The organism is Novosphingobium cyanobacteriorum (assembly GCF_029436685.1).
GTDB classification, from domain to species: Bacteria; Pseudomonadota; Alphaproteobacteria; order Sphingomonadales; family Sphingomonadaceae; genus Novosphingobium; species Novosphingobium cyanobacteriorum.
In genome coordinates, this window is sequence record NZ_JAROCY010000002.1 from 305,411 (window position 1) to 326,591 (window position 21,181).

Sequence of the window (21,181 nt, forward strand, 5' to 3'; positions counted from 1 at the left end):
ATCAGGAAGGCGATGGGTCACTCAGTTCCTCGCATTGGATTTCTCTTCCTGACGCGCGTTGACTTGATCATCAGATCGCAGCGAGTGAGCCAAGCAGGGCGAGGCATTTTCGCGACCACCGCGATGCATCCGTCAGAAGTGATTAATCGATTATGGAAACGACGCAAAGCGCTTGCGTGGTGTACACTGTTCATGTTTAGGAAGGTGAGTCGGATCGACCCGGCAACTGGATTCATCCGCGCGACTGGCGCGGTCCGCGCATCCCGAAAGGCTAGCAATGCTCGATATCTCAGCCCGAACCGCTTATAATCAGGATCACGACCTGTTCCGCGACACGGTCAGGCAAGTGTTCGACACTGCATTGGTGCCGCACCTCGACCGGTTTGAGGAAGAAGGCCTCGTCGATCGTGCGTTCTGGCGAGCGTGCGGTGAGGCGGGTATGTTGTGCCCTACGGTACCTGAAGAATTTGGCGGACTTGGCCTCGATTTCGGGTTCAACTGCGTCGTGGCCGAGGAACTGGCCTACGTTGGATCGTCGGCTGGCATAACGTTGCAGAGCGACATCACGGTCGGATATTTCGAGAACTATGGCAGCGACGCGCAAAAGCGCCACTATCTACCGCGCATGGTAAGCGGCGAATGCATCACAGCGATTGCCATGACCGAGCCGGGCACGGGATCGGATCTGCAAGCGATCAAGACGACCGCGCGGAAGGACGGCAATGAATACGTAATCAACGGGTCAAAAACCTACATCACCAACGGACAACTGGCCGATACCGTGATTGTCGTCGCCAAGACCGATCCGACTCTGGGCGGGAAGGGCATCTCGCTGATTCTGGTGGACGCAGCGACCGTCGGGTTCAAGCGTGGCCGCAATCTCGACAAGGTCGGGCAGCATAGCGCCGACACGTCTGAACTGTTCTTTGAAGACGTTCGCGTTCCGGCGACCAACCTACTCGGCGAAGAAGGTAGGGGCTTCGCCTATCTGATGAGCAAGCTTCCCCAAGAGCGTCTTTCGATTGCGGTGTCGGCGCAGGCTTCGGCTCAACGCGCTTTTGACGAGGCAGTGAAGTTCACGAAGGAACGCAAGGCCTTTGGCCAAACGGTATTTGAGTTTCAGAATACAAAGTTTACGCTCGCCGACTTGAAGAGCCAGCTCCAGGTTGGCTGGGCTCATCTCGACTGGGCCATTCGGCGACATGTCGCGGGCGAATTGACGACGGCAGAAGCTTCTGCGGCCAAACAGTGGCATACTGAAATGCAAGGTCGGGTATGTGACGCTGCCCTGCAACTCCATGGCGGCGCAGGATATATGAACGAATATCCGATTGCGCGCTTGTGGCGCGACGCGCGCGTAACGCGGATCTTCGGCGGAACCAACGAGATCATGAAGGAAGTAGTCAGCCGCTCCATCTGAGACCGGAATGGCGCTACCTGCCCCGGCTCGATACTGCGGCGGGTGGCCAAGATTGTACTGGTCGAACAGGGTGAATGGCTTGGCCCAGGGCCTCGTAGGATTGACGATGAAGCACGACGAACTGCCACTGGTTGACGAAACTTATCAGGCCAAGGACGGAAAGCCGCTTTGTGGTCTGCGCGTTATCGATTTGATGCCCGATGCGATGGCGGGGATCGCCCGCCATTTTGCTGAGCTCGGCGCTGACGTGGTCCGGATCGAGCCGGCAGCAGGCGGGCCCGATCGCCGAGCTGGGCGAATCGTGGCGGGCGTCAGCGTCGATTTCGTCGCGGCCAACCTCGGTAAACGCTCGGCCACGCCCGATCAAATCGCGCGGCTGGCCCGGGATGCCGACATCGTCGTGACTCCTCGCGGCGGAGTCGATCACGGGGCCCTGCGCGCCGAAAATCCGGCATTGGTGATTCTGACTGTGTCCGACTTTGGGGACACCGGCCAATTCGCGAACTGGATCGGAAGCGATGCGGTTTTTCATGCTCTGTCCGGCGAACTGTCACGATCGGGCGCGCCAAATCGCCAGCCACTGTTGCCGCCCGGCGAACTGGCGATAGCGGTAGCGGTGGTGCAGGCCGTATATGTGGCACTTCTCGCATACTGGAACAGGCTGCGCACCGGTTATGGCGATTGTCTGGACTTTTCGATTCTGGATGGCGCCACACAGGCTCTCGACCCAGGCTATGGCATTGGCGGGAGCGCGGCTGGCGGGGTGCTCGCGAGCAAGCTGCCGCGCGGCCGGCCCGACGTCAGCTTCATGTACCCCATCTATCCTTGCACTGATGGCTTCATCCGGCTCTGCGTCCTGGCGCCACGGCAATGGCAGAATATGTTTGAATGGATGGGCAGGCCGGAAGCCTTCGCCAGCCCGGAGTTCAACAAGATGCAGGTGCGCTTCGCGTCACCCACCTTGATGTCGGCAATGGCTGCTCATTTTGCGGGACGCAGCCTTTCTCAGGCGCTTGCTGAGGCGGCAGAGTATGGCGTGCCCGCCGCCGCCGTGCTGAGCCTTTCGGATGCGCTGAAATCAGAGCAAATTGTCGCTCGCAGATCGTTCCTGCCGGTACGCTTGGCCGATGGTGTGTCCGCGCTGTTCCCAGATGGGGTGATGGAAATCGACCGCAGGCGCATGGGTATCGCCGGCCCGCCGCCTGCCTTGCCGCAATCGGATATTGCATGGCGTGATCGTCCACAGATGGTGCAAGCGCCTGCCTTGGGCGACCGGCTGTTTTCGGGTCTGAAAGTCCTTGATTTCGGGGTAATTGTAGTTGGCGCGGAAACGGGGCGGTTACTCGCCGACCAGGGGGCCGATGTCATCAAGGTTGAAAGTTCTTCCTTTCCGGACGGCAGTCGCCAGAGCCGCTCAACCGGTCCGATCAGCCCCACTTTCGCCACTGGCCATCGGAATCGTCGCAGCATCGGGATCAACCTGCGCGATCCGCGCGGCAAGGATGTAATCTATCAGCTCATTCGCGAAACTGACGTTGTTCTGTCGAACTTCAAGGGGGGCACGCTCCAGTCACTTGGGCTCGATTATGCAACCCTGCGGGCAATCAATCCTGCGATCATTGTCGTCGACAGTTCTGCATTCGGCCCAACCGGTCCTTGGGCGCAGCGCATGGGATATGGCCCGCTCGTCCGTGCCTCGGCCGGTCTGACCATGCAGTGGCGCTACCCCGGTGAGCCAGAGAGCTTTGCCGACGCAATGACGGTCTATCCCGATCATGTTGCTGCGCGGATCGGCGCGATTGGCGTGATTTCGCTGTTGATCCGGCGTTTGAAGACGGGGGGCGGTGGCGAAGTCAGCGTCAGCCAGGCCGAGGTCATGTTGGGTCAGATGGCACCCATGGTCGCAACTGAGGCGCTGGAGCACGCCGGCCACCGTGTTTCGTCGAAACCTGGTCGGTCCGCAGTCTACGCAGCGGCGGGCGATGACGAATGGTGCGTCGTGTCGATCCGCGATGCCGCAGACGAGGCCAGGGTGGCTGCCGTAACAGGTGGACAGGATCTGGCCGTCTGGATTGGCGAGCGATCGCCACGGGAATGCATGGAGGTGCTGCAGGCTGCATGCGTTCCGGCGGCGGCTATGTTGCGAGTTTCTGAGCTGCCGGCGTTCGACTATTACACCCAACGCGGCTTCTTCCGGCAGTCCCGCCATCCGCACATTTCCGAGGTGCTGACAATGGAAGCTGATCCGGTGCGGGCGGAGCGCCTGCCATCGCCGCCTGACCTCCCTGCACCGCTTTTTGCCGAGCACACCAGTGCCGTGCTGCGTGAGCGCTTGAACCTGCCAGAATCGGAGATCGAGACTTTACTCGCATCCGGCGCAATTGAGGAAGTCAAGCCGCCCACGCCGGTTCAGGCTTAAGTATCGGTAGGAGCCTGCATCCATCGCCCGTCACCCATCGGCAGCATCGGATTCCAGCAGATGGGCCCGGATCTGTTCAAGCGAAGTCTGTGACAGACCCAGCCGCTCGCGCATGAATGCTGCGGTAGATCCGTATTTCTCCTCGACTTCTCTGAGCGCGGCCTCGAGATAGCGCTGATCCGAACGCTTCAGTACTTCCAGCGCAGCAGGCGTCAGGCGTTCGATCCAGCCGCCCGACACGCCCGCGCCTGCTACTGCGGTCTTTGCCAGCCGCGCCCAGTCCAGCAACCTTTCGGTTTCCTCATAATCGGCCATGATGTCGCTTTGATCGATGCCGAGGGCGTCTAGGAGAAGGGCCACCGCAATGCCCGTGCGATCCTTGCCAGCCGAGCAGTGGATCAATATCGGCGTCTCTCCATCGGCAATAGCAGCATAGATATCGGTCAACTGAGTGGAATGCTGTTCGGGGATTCTTCGATAGAGGTTAATCATGGTTGCGAAATGGTCTTCAATGGAGCAGTCGTGCCGACACAGTTCCGCCATCAGCACTTCCTGGTCGGGCACTTGAACATCCCAGGTCATAACACGGGTGCGGGCCAAAAGTGCCTCGTGCGTCGGGCTTGAGCTGCGCTCTGAAGCACGGCGGAGGTCTGCAATGGTGCGGATGCCCAGCGTGAAGATGGCGTCCACATCCTGGTTCGTCAATTCGTCGAGCTTGGCGGAACGCCAGAGCCGTCCGCGCTTAAGTCGCCGTCCGTCCGTTGTCCGAAAGCCGCCGATTTCGCGAAAGTTCTGCCCGCCCGCCAGCATGATGCGACTATTGGACCCGAGATACCGGTTACGCTGGGTGCCGCCCCCCTCGTTCTTTACCATCCAAGTATCCATGTGCTCTTTTTCTCAATGAGGGGACAGCATGCGAAGAAGCAGCGCTATCCGATGGCTTTGCTGACGAAACGCCTGATTTTCTCTCCATAGGGAGGGCGAAAGGTCTTCATGGGGCCAAGATCATTGCCAAGTTGGGTATAGACTGATTTGCGATGGCTGAACTCGCGAAAGCCATCCACTCCGTGATAGACACCCATGCCTGACGGTCCGATGCCACCGAAGGGAAGATTCTCCTGAGCACAATGCATAATGACGTCGTTGACGGTAACCCCACCCGACGTCGTTTCCTTGAGCAGGCGTTCACGTTCATCTCGGTCCGCGCCGAAATAGTAAAGCGCTAGAGGCCGGTCACCACCATTGATCTGGGCGATCACTGCGTCGAGGTTATCATAGCCGATCACTGGCAGTAACGGGCCAAAGATTTCGTCCTGCATCACTGCCATGTCTGGTGTCGCGCCAAGGATGAGTGTTGGCGGGATACGTCGATGGGGCTGCTGGGCGAAGTCTTCATGCGCGGGATTGATCTCGACGATAATGGCGCCTTTGGCCCGCGCATCTTCAACATAGCCACGGATACGGTCGAAGTGCCGATCGCTGATGATGGCGGTGTAGTCCGGATTGTCCTTCAGCGATGGAAACATTGCCGTCGTGGCGGCAGTGACGACAGAGACGAACTGGTCGATCTGGCCGGCCGGGACGAAAACATGGTCAGGTGCCAGGCAGATTTGCCCGGCATTCAGCGTCTTGCCAGCCATAACTCGAGCTGCGGCAGTCTCTAGGTTGACACCTTTGCCGATCACCACCGGACTTTTACCGCCCAGTTCGAGGGTTAGCGGAACAAGATTGTCCGCTGCCGCGCGCATTACATGCTTGGCGATTGATCCTGCACCGGTGAAGACGAGATGATCGAAAGGCAGTGCGGCAAATGCAGCCCCCACTTCTGCCCCACCCGACACAACCGCGATCTCATCGGGGGAAAAGCGTGACGCGATCAGTTCCTGCAACAAGTCGGAGGTTCGCGGCGTAAACTCGGACGGCTTGATGATCGCGCGGTTGCCAGCCGCCAAGACGCCGGCAAGGGGCGAGAAGACGAGCCCAACCGGAAAATTCCACGGCGCGATGATGCCGATGATTCCTTTTGGCTGCTGACGGATTTCGCATCGCGCGCCGAACAGGCCGAGCAGTCTTGGTTCGACAGTCCGACGTTCGGTCCGCATCCATTTGCGCAGATGTTTGCGCGCGTCTCGCAGCGCACCGATCGGGCTCATGACGTCGGTTATACCAGTCGCATGGACGGAGCGGTTGCCGAAATCGGCCGAGATCGTTGTTTCGATCCGGTCACGGTTCTCTTGCAGCAGGGCGATGCACCGGTCCAGCCGGTCTTCTCGCAGTGCAGCCGAAGGGGTGCCATCCCGCAACTGTGCGACACGCTGCAGGGCAAGCAGGCTCTTCAAACTCTGGGCCGTAGCTTGGTCTGCTGGCAACTGATCCATGGTAGGGTCCTCTTCCATCCTGCCCGCCCAACTATGAAAATGAGCCTTGGCTTTCCCGCGTTCACAATTGGTGATCTTGCCGGACGCGCATTTCGCCTCGGGGGGGGGGGGCTGATCACGGCAGCCAGACCGGTCAGGCGTCGCGATAATTCGGTGGCCGCTTGGCGAAGAATGCATCAACCGCCTCGGCGGCATCGTCCGTTTGCGAAATCAGGATCTGTTGTCGATCTTCCATGGCCATGGCGGCACCCATGCTGGGCGCATCAATCGCCCAGTTCAGGCCATCCTTGGTCAGGCGCAGGCCAAGTGGATTGGTGCTGAGCATTTCTTGAGCCAGCGAAAGACCAGCATTGAGCAACTCGGCTTCCTCGACCACGGCGCTGACCAAGCCAATCGCAAGGGCACGATCTGCGTGTATGAAGCGCCCGGTCAGCAGCAGTTCAGAGGCAATAGATGAACCGACCAGCCGGGGTAGCAAATAGCTGGAACCCATGTCACAGCCGCTAAGGCCGATGCGGATATAAGCTGCATTCATCTTGAGGCTGGGCGCTGCAAGGCGCACGTCGCTTGACAGCAGCAAGGAAAAGCCGCCGCCACACGCCGCACCTTGTCCCAAGGCAATGATGGGTTGAGGGCACGAGCGCATGAGTTGCATGATCCGGGCGATGCTCCGCTGGATCGCCAGGCCGCGATGCACCTTGCCCCCGGTGCCGGTGAAGGTCCAGTCGCTCAGTTCTGCGCCGGCGCAAAACGCCCTGCCCGCCGCGCGAAGAATCACGACGCGAACGTCGGTGCGCTGGTGCAGCGCCTCGAACAATCGCGTCAGCTCAAGGATCATGGTTTCGGTCAGCGTGTTCAGGGCGGCGGGACGATTGAGCGTCACGATAAGGATCGCTTCGTGCCATTCGAGTTGGATGGTTTCGAGTGATCCGAAGCCTGTTTGCTCAGTGCTCATAGCCTGCTCCATCGCACCTTCCTGTGCCATTTCGGCCTTGTGGCCCAGGAAGTAATTAATCATAGAAATATGGCGACCATACTCCCTGCCTGAATTCAGCGTTGCCCCCAGAACCTCTGTCATGTCAACTCCCTTGGCCGCGTTGACATCGCGGGTTTGGCGCGTATTAACCGATTATTGAATATGGCTGGCCCGCTCTAGCCGCCGCTTTGGGTGGATGGGGCGGCATTTGCCATGCATGCCGCGTGTGAGGGGAGCGGCAGGATTGTCGTGACGATCTGACCGGGTGACAACGGAGGATAAAGCAGCATGAATGATCGCATTCGTGTATCGGTCGCAGACCATGTCGCCGAAGTTCGCCTTGTACGCAGCGACAAGATGAACGCACTGGATGGTGCAATGTTCGACTCGTTGCTGGCTGCAGGCACCCAGTTGCGGGCGCGAGCCGACGTGCGAGCCATCGTGCTTTCGGGGGAGGGGCGTGCATTCTGCGCCGGACTCGATCTCAGCCAATTCGAAGCCATGGCCCAAAGAGGCGCTGACCTTTCGTTCATCGAACGAAAGCATGGATTTGCCAACATGGCCCAGCAGGTGGTTCTGCAATGGCGGCAAATGCCGGTTCCGGTCATCGCGGCAATCCACGGTGTTGCCTTTGGTGGCGGCTTGCAGCTTGCCTTGGGTGCAGACATTCGCGTTGTCCATCCGGCCGCCCGATTGTCAATCATGGAGGTCAGATGGGGCTTGGTGCCCGACATGGGTGGAATTTTGCTCCTGCGTGATTTGATCCGGCCTGACGTGGCGGCTGATCTGATTTATTCAGGACGCCAGTTCGATGGCCAAGAAGCGCTCGCTTTGGGACTTGCTACGCGGGTCAGTGAAGATCCGGGCTCTGCAGCGGTTGATCTGGCAAAATCCATCGCAGGCAACAGCCCCGACGCGATCCGTGCGGCCAAGCGATTGCTCTTAATCGATGATCCTGCGCTGACCCAGCGCATTCTGTCTGCTGAGGCGGACGAGCAACGCGCTCTGGTTTCACGGCCCAATCAGATTGAGGCTGTGCGGGCGGCGCAGGAGGGAAGGGTGGCGCAATTTGTCGATCCCGCGGCTGGCGACTTCGCATGAACAATAGAAAAAGGCCTTTGTGACATGGACTACAGCCGTATCATCTATGAGCGCGCGGATGATGTTGCGATCATTCGCCTGAACGCGCCCCAGGTCCTGAACGCGGTCGACATGCGCATGATTGAAGAGATCGATCATGCCGTCGGTGATGCGGAGCGAACCGCGCGAGCCCTGATGCTGGCCGGTGAGGGGCGAGCCTTCTGCGCTGGTGCTAACCTCAGCGGAGATTTGGGGGCGGTGGGGGAAGACGGCCTGCCCGATGCGGGGGCTGTTTTGGAAACCGCGATCAATCCCCTGATGCTAAAGCTGAGCAGCCTGGCAATCCCGCTAATCACCGCAGTGCGTGGTGCAGCAGCGGGGGTGGGATGTTCGTTCGCGTTGGTCGGGGATTTGGTCGTAGCAAGCGAGAGCGCTTACTTTCTTCAGGCTTTCGCGCGGATTGGACTGGTACCCGACGGCGGCTCGACCTGGCTATTGATGCGCGGCCTCAGCCGCACCCGGGCGTTGGAGTTGATGTTGCTGGGAGAGCGGTTGCCTGCCGCCAAGGCGCTGGAATGGGGACTGATCAATCGTCTGACAGCGGAGGACGATCTTGAGAATACGGCCCTGGCGCTTGCCACGGCATTGGCCCGGGGGCCGACCCGGTCCTTGGGCATGATCCGGGAAGCGGCATGGGCTGCCGCCGACGCCACCTTCACTGAGGCCATGGCGACTGAACGGAGGCTTCAGCGCGAGGCTGGCCTTACCCGTGATCATCAGGAGGGCGCTGCGGCGTTCATGGAAAAGCGCGCCGCCCGGTTTACTGGCGCATGAAGCGCATTGAGTGAGTACGATCATGAGTGGTTTCTCTTTCGATCTGTCGGACCGCACCGTGTTGGTGACAGGGGCGTCTTCGGGTTTGGGGGCGCGTTTCAGCAAGATACTCGCCACGAGCGGGGCAAGGGTCGTGCTCGCCGCACGTCGCACGACCCTGATCGATCAGTTGGCCGAGCGGATTCGCGCTGACGGCGGTCGGGCAGTCGCGGTTGCCATGGACGTGGCCGACGAGGAGTCGACAAAAGCTGCCTACGACGCCGCCGAGGCTGCATTCGGCACGGTCGACACCGTAATTGGCAATGCGGGTGTCAACATCGAGGCGCTGGCGGTGGATATTGAAGCAGACATGCTGGATGCGATCCATTCAGTCAACGTGCGTGGCCTTTTCCTGACCCTGCGCGAGGGTGCTCGTCGCCTGATCGCTGCCGGATCGAAAGACATGCAGAACGGCCGGATGGTAATCATCTCTTCCATCACCGCTCAGTCGATCTCGCCCGGCACCGCACCCTACAGCGCATCCAAGGCGGCGGCGCTGCAGTTGGGTCGTGTACTGTCACGCGATTGGGCCAATAAGGGTATCAATATCAATATGATCCTGCCAGGCTACATCCTGACTGACATCAACTCCGACTGGTTCGCAACGCCCGGTGGCGAGAAGCAGCGTCTCGGTTGGCCGCGTCGTCGACTTATGGACGAGGATGCCCTGGATGGCCTCCTGCTATACCTTTGTTCCGACGCGAGCCGCTTTGTAACTGGCGCAGCGTTCACCGTTGACGATGGGCAATCGCTATAGATCCGGAAACTGGCTGCGTCTCGTAACGATCGAAGACTGTTGTGCGTGTCTCATTATTCAATTAATGATAACGGAATGAAACTGAATGGTGCGATAAGGCATCGGCGCGGCGAGGGCATTGTGGCAAGATTTTTCGATGATTTTTCGATGACGATCGATGGCAAGGCGGCGGCGTCACCAACAACCCTTGATGTTTTGAACCCTGCGACCGAGGAGGTTGTGGCCAGTGTGCCCGATTGCACACGCGAGCAACTTGATGCCAGCGTCGCTGCGGCGCGCAAGGCGTTTCCGGGTTGGCGGGACACGCCCATTTCGGAGAGGCGTCGCGCACTCGTCAAGTTTGCCGAGGTTATCGCGGCTCACGCCGACGACTTCGCCCGACTCTTCACGCTGGAGCAGGGGCGTCCACTGGCCGGTGCGCGGATGGAGATTGATTTTGGCGCCTATTGGGCAGCCGAAATGGCCAAGATGGAAATCCCGGTGACGGTGACGGAAGATTCCCAGACCAGGTATTCCGAAACGCATCACACGCCGTTGGGCGTTGTCGCCGGGATAGTGCCGTGGAACTTTCCGTTCAATCTCGCCTTGTGGAAGATCGCGCCCGCGCTGCTTACGGGCAATACCCTAGTTCTCAAGCCATCGCCCTTCACCCCACTGACGATGCTGAAGTTGGCCGAGCTGATGCGCGAGCATCTTCCGGCGGGCGTGTTCAATGTCGTCTCGGGCGGCGATCGTTTGGGCCCGTGGCTGACTGCTCATCCAGATGTCGACAAGATCAGCTTTACCGGCTCAACCGCCACCGGCAAGAAGGTGATGGAAGCTGCATCCGCTGGCCTCAAACGCGTCACCTTGGAATTGGGCGGCAATGATGCAGCGATCGTTCTGCCTGACGTCAATGTCGACGAGATCGCTGATCAGCTGTTCTTCGCGGCATTCGGAAATAGCGGCCAGATCTGCATCGCTACCAAAAGAATGTATATTCACGAGGACGTCTACGACAGGGTGGCGGAGGCGTTGGCGATGCGCGCGCGGCATGCGGTGGTCGGCAACGGGCTGGATCAAGGATCGAATTTTGGTCCGATCCAGAATCGACCACAGTTCGAGCGCGTCAAGGACCTGATCGCCGACGCCAAGAAGAACGGCCTGAATTTCATCGCCGGCGGAGATCTGGTCGAGGGCAAGGGCTATTTCATTCCGATTTCCATCGTGGACAACCCGCCGGAGAGCAGCCGCGTAGTGCAGGAAGAGGCTTTTGGACCTGTCCTGCCCTTGCTCAAGTTCAAGGATGTTGACGAGGTTATCGCCAGGGTGAACGCCAGCGAGTATGGATTGGCTGGTTCGGTCTGGACGAAAGACATCGAACTGGCCAAGCAGATTGCTCGCCGGATCGAGACAGGAACCGTGTGGATCAACCATACGATGTACATCATGCCCTGGACGCCGTTTGCTGGTCGCAAGCAGTCCGGGCTCGGCGTGGAGAACGGGGTCGAGGGGCTCCTCGAGTTCACTGCGCCGCAGACGATCACGGTGGCAAGGCAGCCGCAGCCCGCTTAGTGCAGCTCGCGACGTCACATAGCCGATGGTGCGGGAAGTTGATCGCCCTATCGCGCCGATCCAGCATAAGCTCGGTTGCGAGGTGATCGAGCTTATGTCGGTGGCGAGCACTCATTTCCAGCAAATCCATTGACTTCCCAACTGGCGTCGGAAGGGATGATCGGCGCACTCGAATTTCGGCTGTGTCGCGCGATAAGAATGCGAAGGCACGGAAATTGGTCTGCAAACTTGTTGCGGAGTCAATGTTTCAGGAAATCGCGCGTTTCGCCTTGGTTCTTGAAGGCGAAATTGGTCCGATCGCGTGCTATGCGCCAGCAGCACACCGCGCCCTGTTTAGTGGATGTTGATGCGCTTGCCGGTGACGCGGAGCTATGTCGGGCCAAGCCAGATCCATCGCAACATCATCGCCTCGCGGGTGTCGGGAGACTGCGAGTTTTCAGGCAGAGACAAGGCGTTGACATATCAGGCCGATACGCATGGGAATGCTTTGATCCTGGCTCGACCCATCAAAAGGTTGAAGCTTGACGAAGTGCGTGGCCAGTTGACTTGAGGAGGGCCGTGGCGACCCATGCAACCGCCCTAAGCCTCCAGCGCCTGTCCCCCGTCAAGGCTGATGACCTGACCGACCATGTAGCGGCTGCAGGCGATCGCAACCGCAAGCGCGGCCATATCGTCCGCATCGCCAATCCGCCCGGCTGGAACGTTCGCGACGAATGCCTCAATCGCAGAAGGATCGGTTAGGAGCGGCTCCGTCAACCCAGAGAGGAAAGGGCCCGGTGCGATTGCATTAACATGGACGTGCATTGGCGCAAAATCGCGTCCCATCGAGCGGGTGATGTGCTGGAGCGCGGCCTTGCTTGGTCCATATGCGGCAATGGTGCCCACATGGGGCACGATCCCGGCGGATGAACTGATGTTGATGATCTGCGATGGGCGTACGGCGCTGGCACTGGCGCACAGCAGAGGCATCAGCAACTGAGACATGAAGAATGGAGCCGCAGTGTTAACCTCGAACACGCGGTGCCATTGCTCGGGCGTATAGTCCGAGAATGCTGCATATTCCGTGGTGCCCGCATTGTTTACCAGGATCGACAGGTCCGGAGCCAGCCGCAGGACGTCGTCTGCGAGGGATTCGCGCCCCGTGACGCTGCCAAGTTCTGCAGTGACGGGGATGCAATCACCGAACTGTCGCAGTTCGGACGCTGCCATCTCGACCTTTTCAGTTGTCCTCGCTGTAACGATGACTCTCGCGCCTGCCATCAGTAGTCCCCGCGCGATCATGCAGCCAATTCCGCTGCCTCCCCCGGTAACCAGTGCACTGCGCCCGGTAAGACTGAACAGATCGGTCAAAGCCATTTCCTCACCGTTTCACGGCAACACCAGTGATGGAACGCAGAACTCGCCAGGTTGCGATGGTCAAATCCGGGCCAGGGCCAAGGCCAGGATCAGGTCTAATCCCGCCCGCATCCCCTATCCAGACAGCGGCTATCAGCGCCTACTCTTCGAGAGCTTCAAACACGGCCCGCTGCTCTGGGGCCAGGGTACCGGCGAACTCGTGGACTCCAAAGCCGCTGATGCCATCACAATCGAAGGTTGAAATCGCATTGTCGTCGAATCGGCCGGGGCCCGATCCTGGTAAGTATTTGATTAGATGGATGAGCGTCGTCCCGGCAACTTCTAGGGGCTGTTTTCCGCCGATCCGGATACGGGTCCGCTCAAACGCCTCTAGGCCGCCTGCTGGCAGGAAGTCTACCTCGACATCAGTCGTCGAATAGCAGCCGGTTCTATCAGCGACCACACCTACGCCATGTGTCACGCCATTGAGAACCATGCCAGTTGCATTGAAAAACAGATCCGCGTCATCACTGACAGAAGCGGTCCAGAAGCCGTGCCCTGCAGCAGACATACCGGACTCATCCCTGATACCCCACGTGTGGTCGCGCACGAACAGCCCCTGGATTCCATACTGCTCGCCCCCGATAGTCAACGAGCCGTGACATTTGCCACCTTGCTCGTAATGCACTTGAGTATGCTCAAATGCTGGCTTGTTGCCGTTGGTTGAATTTGCCGTGCCACTCTGGACAAGTTTGTCGAAGGCCTCCGCAAAATTGACCGGCGGCAGATCACTGGTGAAACTGAGGTCGACCTTGACATCGGTCTCGCCGCCCTCCTGCCATGCAATGAATCCGAGCGGACCAAATCCTTCGACGCCACTAAAACTGCCCTTTAGGCTTAGCTCCTTATAAGGAGTGACGGGCACAAGTTCGAGACCGTCAACGATGAAGCGCCCTTCCGGAATGGACTGGGTAACCTTGCGCGAAACGACTTTGCCCTGGGCGCATGCGGCGATGCGTGAGACCAGTTGTCCGGTTGCCGGCCAGCGCTTGCAGTGGATGAGGAAACCGGTTCGCTTTGCCTTGTCCCAAGCCACGACAAAGAAATTCTCCTGCCAGCGCTCGGGCACAGGAGATGGTGTCTGGTGGGGAAATTCGTCCTGATCCGTCAATGCTGTCATCAACGCCTCGTTATGCAATTTGATCGGTTCGAATGCGAACCGCCATGGGCGGGTATTCTGGCTACCCCGTACCCACGGGCAGCAAAAAGAAATACAAGCCAATCCCAGCCTAGCCGATGCCAGCTCACGAATCAGTGAGGGGATCAGGGCGGGCCCGCCCTGATCCCCCGATTGCGTCAGAACCTTACGGTGAATTCGGTCCCATAGGTGCGCGGCGGCTGGAATGAGCCAAGCGCCCCACCAAAGCCAAGCGCCCCTGCCAACAAAGTTCTGTTCGTGAGATTCTTGCCAAAGAAGTTCAATGAGTAGCGACGATCGGCAAAATCGAAAGTCGCAAACGCATTCAGCATCACGTATCCGTCTTGGATCGTGTACGGCTTGTTGAACTCGCGAATATTATACTTGCTCGAATAGATAAACTCTCCGCGCAGCTTCAATCCCGTGTCTGAAGTTAGCCGTATCTTCTGCTCCAGTCCAACTGTCGTGGAGAACTTGGGGGCGTTGTTGAGTGCGACGCCGCGAAGAGACACGCCCGCTGCAACACCGAGAAGTGGATCTTGGTTGAGGAACTCATCGTACTTTGCATCAAGGTACGTGGCAGAGACATCGATCTTGGTCGTTGGTGAAACAGAAACGAGCGCCTGCATCTCCGCGCCGAATACGTGCGCGCGTGGTGCATTGACATAAGGAATGCCGGCAACGCTTGCCTGTTCAAGCTGAAGATTCTTGTATTTGTAATAGAATACTGCCGCATTCAACGTACCGAGGTTCCTGGGCAGGGCTGATTTGACCCCTCCCTCGACTGCATCGATCGTTTCGTTAACGTACAGGTTATCACATTTGGAGGACGAGAATCCGCCAGGCTTGTAACCGCGCGAATACTGACCATAGACCATTACATCGCTGGAAACGTCATATTGCGCGCCAACCCTGCCGGTTACCGCCGTATCCCTGTAGTTCTGCTCATTGGCGCCAGAACAGGAGAGGGCGGCCCCGGATTGAACCTGAAGATTCTGACGCAGCTTTTCGCGCAATACGCGAGCGCCGCCGTAAATCCGGACCTGGTCGGAAACATGGTAGGTCAGATCGGTAAAGGCCGAGTAGCTCGTCTTGCGCGCGCTCTGCAGGAGGCTGTTGTCAGGAAGCCCCAAGCTCGCCAAACCAGTCTTGGAATCCTGAGCGATCTTCTCGGTATAGAAATAGAGGCCGATTATCCAGTCAAGCGCATCCGTCTTTCCAGACAGATTCAGCTCCTGACTGATTGCTCTATTTGTCTGTTTGCGATCCAGCGGCACAGAAATCGCACTACCGATACCATCAAACACACCGGCGGCGCTGTAATCGGTCACACCAGTCGTCGAAACGAGGTTTGCTGACCCCAGATCCCACTGATTGCGCAGCGACACGACCGAAAGCTTCTTGGTGCTGTCATAGATCACATTCGACGCGACCTTGCGCGGATCATACTCACTGAGGGGTGCGGGTAGCACAGGAAAGTTGGGGTCATAGCTATCATAGACCGGGCCACCGAAATTCTCGACCGAGTGGGATGCCCGCAATTGGACGTTCCAGCCTTCGGTGAGATCGGCATCGATTGCGATGCGGCCCCCATAGGATTCCAGACCTTCCAACTTCTGACCCGTAATCGTATTACGCGTCCAGCCCTCGCGATCCTGATACTGACCGCTTACACGGATGCGAACCTTGTCCGAAAGAGCGCCGCTAATGTATCCTTGAGCCTGCTTGCGGTCGTAGTTTCCGTAAAGGAGGCCAACCTCGCCTTCCAGGGTGCTTGTCGGCATGGCAGAAATGAAGTTGATCACGCCGCCGGTGGAGTTGCGGCCATATAGAGTGCTCTGGGGGCCGCGCAGCACTTCAACACGGCCGATGTCGCTCTGAATCATTGTAAGTGCTTGGGTTTGCGCCAGATACACGCCGTCCACATGCACTGCTACGGAACCCTCACCAGTGCCTGAAACAATGGTGGTGCCGATACCGCGAATCGCGATGTTGCCCGAGCCTGAAAACTCTGCGAATTTGATGCCAGGCAAAGACGTGGTAAGGTCCGAGAGCGATTGAATGTCTCGCTCGGACAGTGCCTCGGCCTGAATCGCAGTTATGGAAATGGGAACGTCTTGGATGTTCTGTGACCGCTTCTGCGCCGTCACTATGATTTCGTCTGAGGTTCCCGCGCTATTGGTTGCCGTTTGAGCGCTTGCTTGCGTTGCCAGCATCACGGACATAGATATCACACTTGAACAGAGAATTTTCATAACATTCCTCCCCTAAGATTTTTGAATTTGACGGATTAAAGTCTAAATATAGGCCAATTTTGACCAAATCACTCGTCAGGTATATTGATTGGTGATCTTCTAGGGTTAGGTTCAGTGTGCCCCTGAACTGTTGATGCCCCTTTGAAAGGCGGTATAGTCGCCGGATGGTGAGAGGCCGGCGGTCCGACACACCTTTGACACATCCGACGCGCTGGGCATGAAATCGCCCTTTTGTGGTCGATTCGTGATGTCGAGCACGGTGAAGCCCGTGGAGCCGACGCTGACAATGTGGTGCGATGACAGCAACCAGTCCTCGGTCTCAAAGGTGGTGCCTTCGATCGATGGGCCGCTGACTTCGATCTCACTACCGTCGCGCAGCAATAGTTGCGTGCGCAGCCGTGAGACCGTCAGCCCATCCCAATCGAGTTCGGTGAGGACACGAATGTCATCGATGTCGGTGGTAACGCCATGTCGCGCGACAAAGCCGGCCTTGGCGACCATGCCATTGGCAAGGTGCATGATGTAAGTGGCCCAGGACAGTTCTGGGCCGATGGTCCCCGTAACCATGCGATGTTGATGGGCAAGCTTGTAGTCACGCCGCCCCCACGAGCGGTCACGGTGCGCCAAGGCATCGATCTCATGGGTTTCGCCACCGATAACGATGTGCCCCCTGATCCTGCCTGCAACTTCGAGGTGGCCACCCGTGTTCATGCTCCGCGAGACTTCGGCCGCACCGGCCTCATCTGCTTCATGCTTCATCCAGCTGCGCGGTTCGTAGAATGGTTCGCTGAAGGTTAGGTCAGCTGAGCAACCGTCCTCTGTCCAGCCAAATGACATGACGCCATTGCCCAAAGCTCGCGCCCAATGGTTGCCTACGCGCTGGGAATTTGCATCGCGCGCACAATTGGCCGCCACATCCTCGTGCGAATGTCGGAAACGCAAGCCTCCTTCGGCAAAAGCGAATGCCAGAACCTGGCCTGTGCCCCTATTGGGGAATTGGCCGATGCGCTGATAACCCCCAACACGCGCCTTGGAATCGAAAAACCAATAGCAATCGCTTTCCTGCCAGTTGTCGAAGGCATCGGGTTGATGAGGGCAATCCCAAGAATGTTCGTAGCTCATCCTCTCGCTCCACTCCGGCGGATCCAGCCCGCTAAGCCAATGCGCCCCAAATCTGCATGCAGTCTATTGCAGATGATTAAATGATTAATTGAGATACTGCAAGTGGTGGCAGGTCGTGAGGGAGGGATCGTTCATGCTGGGCGCAATTGCGCGCAGATGTTTGATTCCCGGCGCCACCATGCTCCGACCAGGTGGAGCATCTCTTGTTCAGTCTTTAATTCCGAAGGAGCGCTGGATGGCGGGTTGTTCCTGTTGGTCCGCCATCCAGTTTCGTTCCCATTCTTATTCTGCGGCTATGCGCAAGTCGGCAAGGCAGTCTCGATCAAACTGTGCCCCGCGAACGCCCAACATTGCACCCGGCGTCGCGCCTGTAATCTCGCCGTTGTGAAGGATCGGCTCGCCATTGACGATCACCCACTCGATGCCTTGTGCAGGGCAAACCCGACGCCAATCGCCTTCCGGAAGGATGTTGGCGGTAACGTATTGTTCGCGATCGTAACCGATCGTTGCAAAGTCATAGATGTAAAGATCCGCCGCATAGCCTTCCAACAAGGCGCCGCGATTGGCAAAGCTGTAAAGGCGGGCGGGGAGGTAGCTAAGGCTATAGTGCAAGTCTTCGAGCGAGATACGCTTTTCATCTCGAGCCAGCCACATGATGTTGTCGGTGGCGTATTGTCCGCCGCAGTGGAACTTGACGTGGGCACCGCCGTCTGACGTTCCCGAAACCACCCGCTTGTGCTGCAGTATCTCGCAAGCCTTGTCAGGATCTTCACTGGTGGCGAGCGTTGTACGAAAATCTGCGTAGCAGCCGGACTCAGCGATAATGGCGAAGAAGACCTCGATCGCGTGCTTGCCTTCAGCCGCCGCAATCTCGCCCAAGAGCTTACCATTATACTTCGAATATCCGACGGCGCCCTGCGCATCTACCAGCTTGAACGTCTCAATCGGGCCGCCCGCGCCAGACCACATGGCCGGATCATATTCCTCGACAGCACGCGCGACAAACGCCGGATCAGCCGCGATTGCTGCTTTCCCTTCCGCTGTCCGTGCCAGGTTGAACTCAAGAAACGAGGGGCTGGTACCTTGCCAAACGTCATATTCGATGGCGCGCAACTGATTCCACGAACGGTTCACAAACGCCTGCCCATAGACGTTCAGGCCCTTTGTCTCCATTTCGTCGAGCCAGTCGAGCAGGCTGCGATGATAGTCCGGCATGCCGTCGAGCGCGGTAATGATGTTGAGCAGGACCGGACGTCCCGAGATCCGTGCCATTTCCTCAACGGCAAACCGGTTTGATACCCTGCCCGGCGGCAATTCGCACAGGCACTGGATTACGCCTTCGCCACGCTCCCGAAGCACTTCGGCGAGATAATAGGCATCCTCAATCCGCATGCTGTCCGACGGCATGGGCGATCCGTCGATGTCCTTGTGGCTGTTCTGGTCATTCAGAAACGAGAAGCCAAAACCGATGGCGCCAGCGTCCATAGCCTCGTTGAGCAGCCGGCGCATCTCAAGCCTCTCTTCGTGAGTGGCTCCGCGCGACTTGGCTGCTTCGATCCCCATGACATAGATCATCAGTGAATTCAGGGGCATGTAGGCCGCGATGTTGACACCCTTGGCCAGACTGCGCAGTGTTGCCATCCATTCGGGGAAACTTTCCCAAGTCCAAGGCAGGGCCTGCTTCATGGCCGCCAGTGGTACCTGCTCGGTATTTTCCATCATGAGCATATACCGCTCACGATCCTCAGGCCGACACGGCATGAAGCCGAATCCGCAATTCCCGACGACGAAGGTGGTATTGCCGTGCCAACTTGAGTCCGCACAATAGGGGTCCCAGAATATCTGAGCATCATAATGGGTGTGCGGATCGATCACGCCAGGCGCAACGATGCGTCCGGTGGCGTCAATGGTCCGCGCGCCGCGCTTTGCGTCAATCTTGCCCCCGATCTCAGCAATCTTGCCGTCGCGAACTGCAACATCGCCGACGTAGCGCGGAAAACGCGTGCCATCGATGATGGTCCCGCCCGTGATGATTAGGTCGAATTCAGCCATGTCACTCTCCGGTAAGATGCGATCTGTCGCGCGCCGACCGCCTGCACCTATTACGCATAATTGCGATCCGAGAGTCAATGATTAAACTATGCGTACAACTAAATTTTGATGGCGTGAGGCTTCCGACGATCGCAGCCAAGTGACCAAAGAGGCGGGGCCGCCTGTCGCTCGAGTAAGCCTTGTCGCCTTCGGCACAGACATGCGGGCCGGTGCTTTCGCCGTGGGGAAGGTCCTCAGCGTCCGCTTTTCCGCCAGGTGCCGAACGCTTCTTCCAATCGTTCCCGCCCGCTGTCGAAGTAAGCGTTTTCCAGTTCGCTCTGGTCGTCGGAGAAGCGGGAAGTTATCAACATGGTGTAATTTGCCATGCGCCACGCGCTGAACAGTGCGCAGAATTCCCAGTTGCGCAGGCAACCGCGTTCTTGGGCATAAACATGCTTGATATCGTCGTGACTAGGGACACCCTCGGTGACCGCGCGGCCCATATGGTAGAAGTCGATCTGGCTAAGCACATAGGCAATATCGCTCTCGCCATACCCCAACTGCGCAACTTCCCAATCGAGCACAGCGGCGATTTCCGATCCGCGAAACATGTAGTTCACGAAGCCCGGGTCCGCATGGACTAACTCCAATGGGCGACCGACGGGGGCATTGGCCAGGAGCAAATTGGCCACTTCGTCAAGTCGCTGGCGATAAGAGACGTACTGCGACAGCCGGTCAGGCTTGAGCTGGGCCTGATCCAGGGCAATATCGATCTCTTTTTTACCCCATAGGATTTCGCCTTCCAGCGGATTCCTGCCCCCGCCGCGTGTATGGAGTGTCGGGATGTGCAAGCTGTTCAATGGGAGATTGTGCAGGCGGGCAAGCGTTCGGACGATGTTGAACACCAGCTTGCTGCGCTCGTCGGGCGCCAAGTCCATGATCGGCCCTTCCTCGAACGGCAGCACATGGGGGGGCGTTGCCTCGATCCGCGCCATGATCATTCCCGCGGTGCCGTAGATTCGCCCGTCGCGGTCGAGCCACATGGTTTCCGGGACCGGGTAGCCCAATTTGAACAGGGCCGACATAACCTCATACTGGGCAGCCATGTCATATTGACTGAAGAAGGTCGCTCCTGTGTCATAGCGGAAAACAAGGCGGTGCAGGTCTCGCTTGCCGTTTAGTTCGACCGTTATGTCGAACAGCTGCGTCCCGCTGGAGGCACCGGCCTTGCGCGGGGTGCGATCCATTTCGATTTCGAAAACCTTGCCATGAAAGTCGGGCTGAGCTTCGATGAATGCGACAAGCTGCTCTGGCTCAACGTCCCGTCCGGCCGTCCGGGTCATCATGCCTTGCGTGGCTTCGGAAAAATCCTTCGAAGAAACTGACATCTTCCTCTCCTTTAGATTTGACCGCGATCGGCACGTCGCGACGGCGGCAGGCATGGCTTGGAGAGATGGCAAGCCGAGAGGGTTCGCGCAATAATTAAATGATTGAGCAACACCCATTTTGCATGCAGGGTTCGAGCATGATCAAGCATGCGGGTCCAGATTCGCCCCAGTGGAAGGGAAGGTGCCCTTGGCATTGCCTGGTGACTGACGCGCAAGCGAGGCGCACAGGTGGTGATCGGTGTTCAGCAATCGCGCCGACGGGCTTTGATGCTTGCGCGGCGACAACTACGATGGCCGGTTGAGCGGCGACTATGATGGCCGGTAGGATCGGTTGTCTGGTCTGATCGTAGGGAGGGGCGCAGCCCCGACCGGAGAGCGGACCAGACAACCGGTGG

General features: G+C 58.5%; 15 protein-coding genes. 6 read left to right on the forward strand and 9 right to left on the reverse strand.

Going from position 1 to position 21,181, the window contains the following annotated elements; genetic code table 11:
- Positions 1–277: 277 nt before the first annotated feature.
- Together POM99_RS03235 and POM99_RS03240 are read left to right on the forward strand one after the other, a co-directional pair.
- Entirely contained in the window at positions 278–1,420 is a 1,143-nt protein-coding gene (locus tag POM99_RS03235; RefSeq protein WP_277275358.1) for an acyl-CoA dehydrogenase family protein, read from the forward strand.
- A gap of 106 nt (positions 1,421–1,526) precedes the next feature.
- Positions 1,527–3,839, forward strand: coding sequence for a CaiB/BaiF CoA-transferase family protein (locus tag POM99_RS03240; protein ID WP_277275359.1), 2,313 nt, complete (start codon positions 1,527–1,529; stop codon positions 3,837–3,839).
- 30 nt (positions 3,840–3,869) lie between these two features.
- Here the strand turns inward: POM99_RS03240 and POM99_RS03245 are convergent, their stop codons facing one another.
- The 3 genes from POM99_RS03245 to POM99_RS03255 form a co-directional block, all read right to left on the reverse strand.
- Complete coding sequence (locus tag POM99_RS03245; RefSeq protein WP_277275360.1) at positions 3,870–4,712, reverse strand: tyrosine-protein phosphatase; 843 nt, start codon at positions 4,710–4,712, stop codon at positions 3,870–3,872.
- Positions 4,713–4,768: 56 nt separating this feature from the next.
- Positions 4,769–6,217: a coniferyl aldehyde dehydrogenase gene (locus POM99_RS03250; RefSeq protein ID WP_277275361.1), complete on the reverse strand. Its 1,449-nt coding sequence runs from the start codon at positions 6,215–6,217 to the stop codon at positions 4,769–4,771.
- A 133-nt stretch (positions 6,218–6,350) separates the two neighbouring features.
- Positions 6,351–7,295, reverse strand: coding sequence for an enoyl-CoA hydratase/isomerase family protein (locus tag POM99_RS03255; RefSeq protein WP_277275362.1), 945 nt, complete (start codon positions 7,293–7,295; stop codon positions 6,351–6,353).
- A gap of 186 nt (positions 7,296–7,481) precedes the next feature.
- Between POM99_RS03255 and POM99_RS03260 the strand changes: the two genes are divergently transcribed.
- From POM99_RS03260 to POM99_RS03275, 4 genes are all read left to right on the forward strand, one after another.
- Positions 7,482–8,294, forward strand: coding sequence for a crotonase/enoyl-CoA hydratase family protein (locus tag POM99_RS03260; protein ID WP_277275363.1), 813 nt, complete (start codon positions 7,482–7,484; stop codon positions 8,292–8,294).
- Between the two features lie 24 nt (positions 8,295–8,318).
- Complete coding sequence (locus POM99_RS03265) at positions 8,319–9,107, forward strand: enoyl-CoA hydratase-related protein (protein WP_277275364.1); 789 nt, start codon at positions 8,319–8,321, stop codon at positions 9,105–9,107.
- Between the two features lie 10 nt (positions 9,108–9,117).
- Positions 9,118–9,903, forward strand: coding sequence for an SDR family NAD(P)-dependent oxidoreductase (locus POM99_RS03270; protein ID WP_277275365.1), 786 nt, complete (start codon positions 9,118–9,120; stop codon positions 9,901–9,903).
- Between the two features lie 75 nt (positions 9,904–9,978).
- A complete protein-coding gene (locus POM99_RS03275) occupies positions 9,979–11,457 on the forward strand; it encodes an aldehyde dehydrogenase family protein (RefSeq protein ID WP_277275366.1) in 1,479 nt (492 codons plus the stop codon).
- A 579-nt stretch (positions 11,458–12,036) separates the two neighbouring features.
- On the opposite strand, the gene POM99_RS03280 is transcribed toward POM99_RS03275, so the two are convergent.
- The 6 genes from POM99_RS03280 to POM99_RS03305 form a co-directional block, all read right to left on the reverse strand.
- On the reverse strand, positions 12,037–12,807 hold the full coding sequence (locus tag POM99_RS03280; protein WP_277275367.1) for an SDR family NAD(P)-dependent oxidoreductase: 771 nt from the start codon (positions 12,805–12,807) through the stop codon (positions 12,037–12,039).
- 145 nt (positions 12,808–12,952) lie between these two features.
- Complete coding sequence (locus POM99_RS03285; protein WP_277275368.1) at positions 12,953–13,972, reverse strand: DUF7064 domain-containing protein; 1,020 nt, start codon at positions 13,970–13,972, stop codon at positions 12,953–12,955.
- A 176-nt stretch (positions 13,973–14,148) separates the two neighbouring features.
- Entirely contained in the window at positions 14,149–16,245 is a 2,097-nt protein-coding gene (locus POM99_RS03290; protein ID WP_277275369.1) for a TonB-dependent receptor, read from the reverse strand.
- Positions 16,246–16,356: 111 nt separating this feature from the next.
- Entirely contained in the window at positions 16,357–17,367 is a 1,011-nt protein-coding gene (locus tag POM99_RS03295) for a DUF7064 domain-containing protein (protein WP_277275370.1), read from the reverse strand.
- 282 nt (positions 17,368–17,649) lie between these two features.
- Complete coding sequence (locus POM99_RS03300) at positions 17,650–19,419, reverse strand: N-acyl-D-amino-acid deacylase family protein (RefSeq protein ID WP_277275371.1); 1,770 nt, start codon at positions 19,417–19,419, stop codon at positions 17,650–17,652.
- 233 nt (positions 19,420–19,652) lie between these two features.
- A complete protein-coding gene (locus POM99_RS03305; protein WP_277275372.1) occupies positions 19,653–20,786 on the reverse strand; it encodes a phosphotransferase family protein in 1,134 nt (377 codons plus the stop codon).
- Positions 20,787–21,181: the final 395 nt, after the last annotated feature.

Excerpts from the sequence above, each read along its gene's own strand:
- POM99_RS03235 (WP_277275358.1), top strand. The coding sequence starts at position 278 with ATGCTCGATATCTCAGCCCGAACCGCTTATAATCAGGATCACGACCTG.
- POM99_RS03240 (WP_277275359.1), top strand. The coding sequence starts at position 1,527 with ATGAAGCACGACGAACTGCCACTGGTTGACGAAACTTATCAGGCCAAG.
- POM99_RS03245 (WP_277275360.1), bottom strand. The coding sequence starts at position 4,712 with ATGGTAAAGAACGAGGGGGGCGGCACCCAGCGTAACCGGTATCTCGGG.
- POM99_RS03250 (WP_277275361.1), bottom strand. The coding sequence starts at position 6,217 with ATGGATCAGTTGCCAGCAGACCAAGCTACGGCCCAGAGTTTGAAGAGC.
- POM99_RS03255 (WP_277275362.1), bottom strand. The coding sequence starts at position 7,295 with ATGACAGAGGTTCTGGGGGCAACGCTGAATTCAGGCAGGGAGTATGGT.
- POM99_RS03260 (WP_277275363.1), top strand. The coding sequence starts at position 7,482 with ATGAATGATCGCATTCGTGTATCGGTCGCAGACCATGTCGCCGAAGTT.
- POM99_RS03265 (WP_277275364.1), top strand. The coding sequence starts at position 8,319 with ATGGACTACAGCCGTATCATCTATGAGCGCGCGGATGATGTTGCGATC.
- POM99_RS03275 (WP_277275366.1), top strand. The coding sequence starts at position 9,979 with ATGAAACTGAATGGTGCGATAAGGCATCGGCGCGGCGAGGGCATTGTG.
- POM99_RS03285 (WP_277275368.1), bottom strand. The coding sequence starts at position 13,972 with ATGACAGCATTGACGGATCAGGACGAATTTCCCCACCAGACACCATCT.
- POM99_RS03290 (WP_277275369.1), bottom strand. The coding sequence starts at position 16,245 with ATGAAAATTCTCTGTTCAAGTGTGATATCTATGTCCGTGATGCTGGCA.
- POM99_RS03295 (WP_277275370.1), bottom strand. The coding sequence starts at position 17,367 with ATGAGCTACGAACATTCTTGGGATTGCCCTCATCAACCCGATGCCTTC.
- POM99_RS03300 (WP_277275371.1), bottom strand. The coding sequence starts at position 19,419 with ATGGCTGAATTCGACCTAATCATCACGGGCGGGACCATCATCGATGGC.
- POM99_RS03305 (WP_277275372.1), bottom strand. The coding sequence starts at position 20,786 with ATGTCAGTTTCTTCGAAGGATTTTTCCGAAGCCACGCAAGGCATGATG.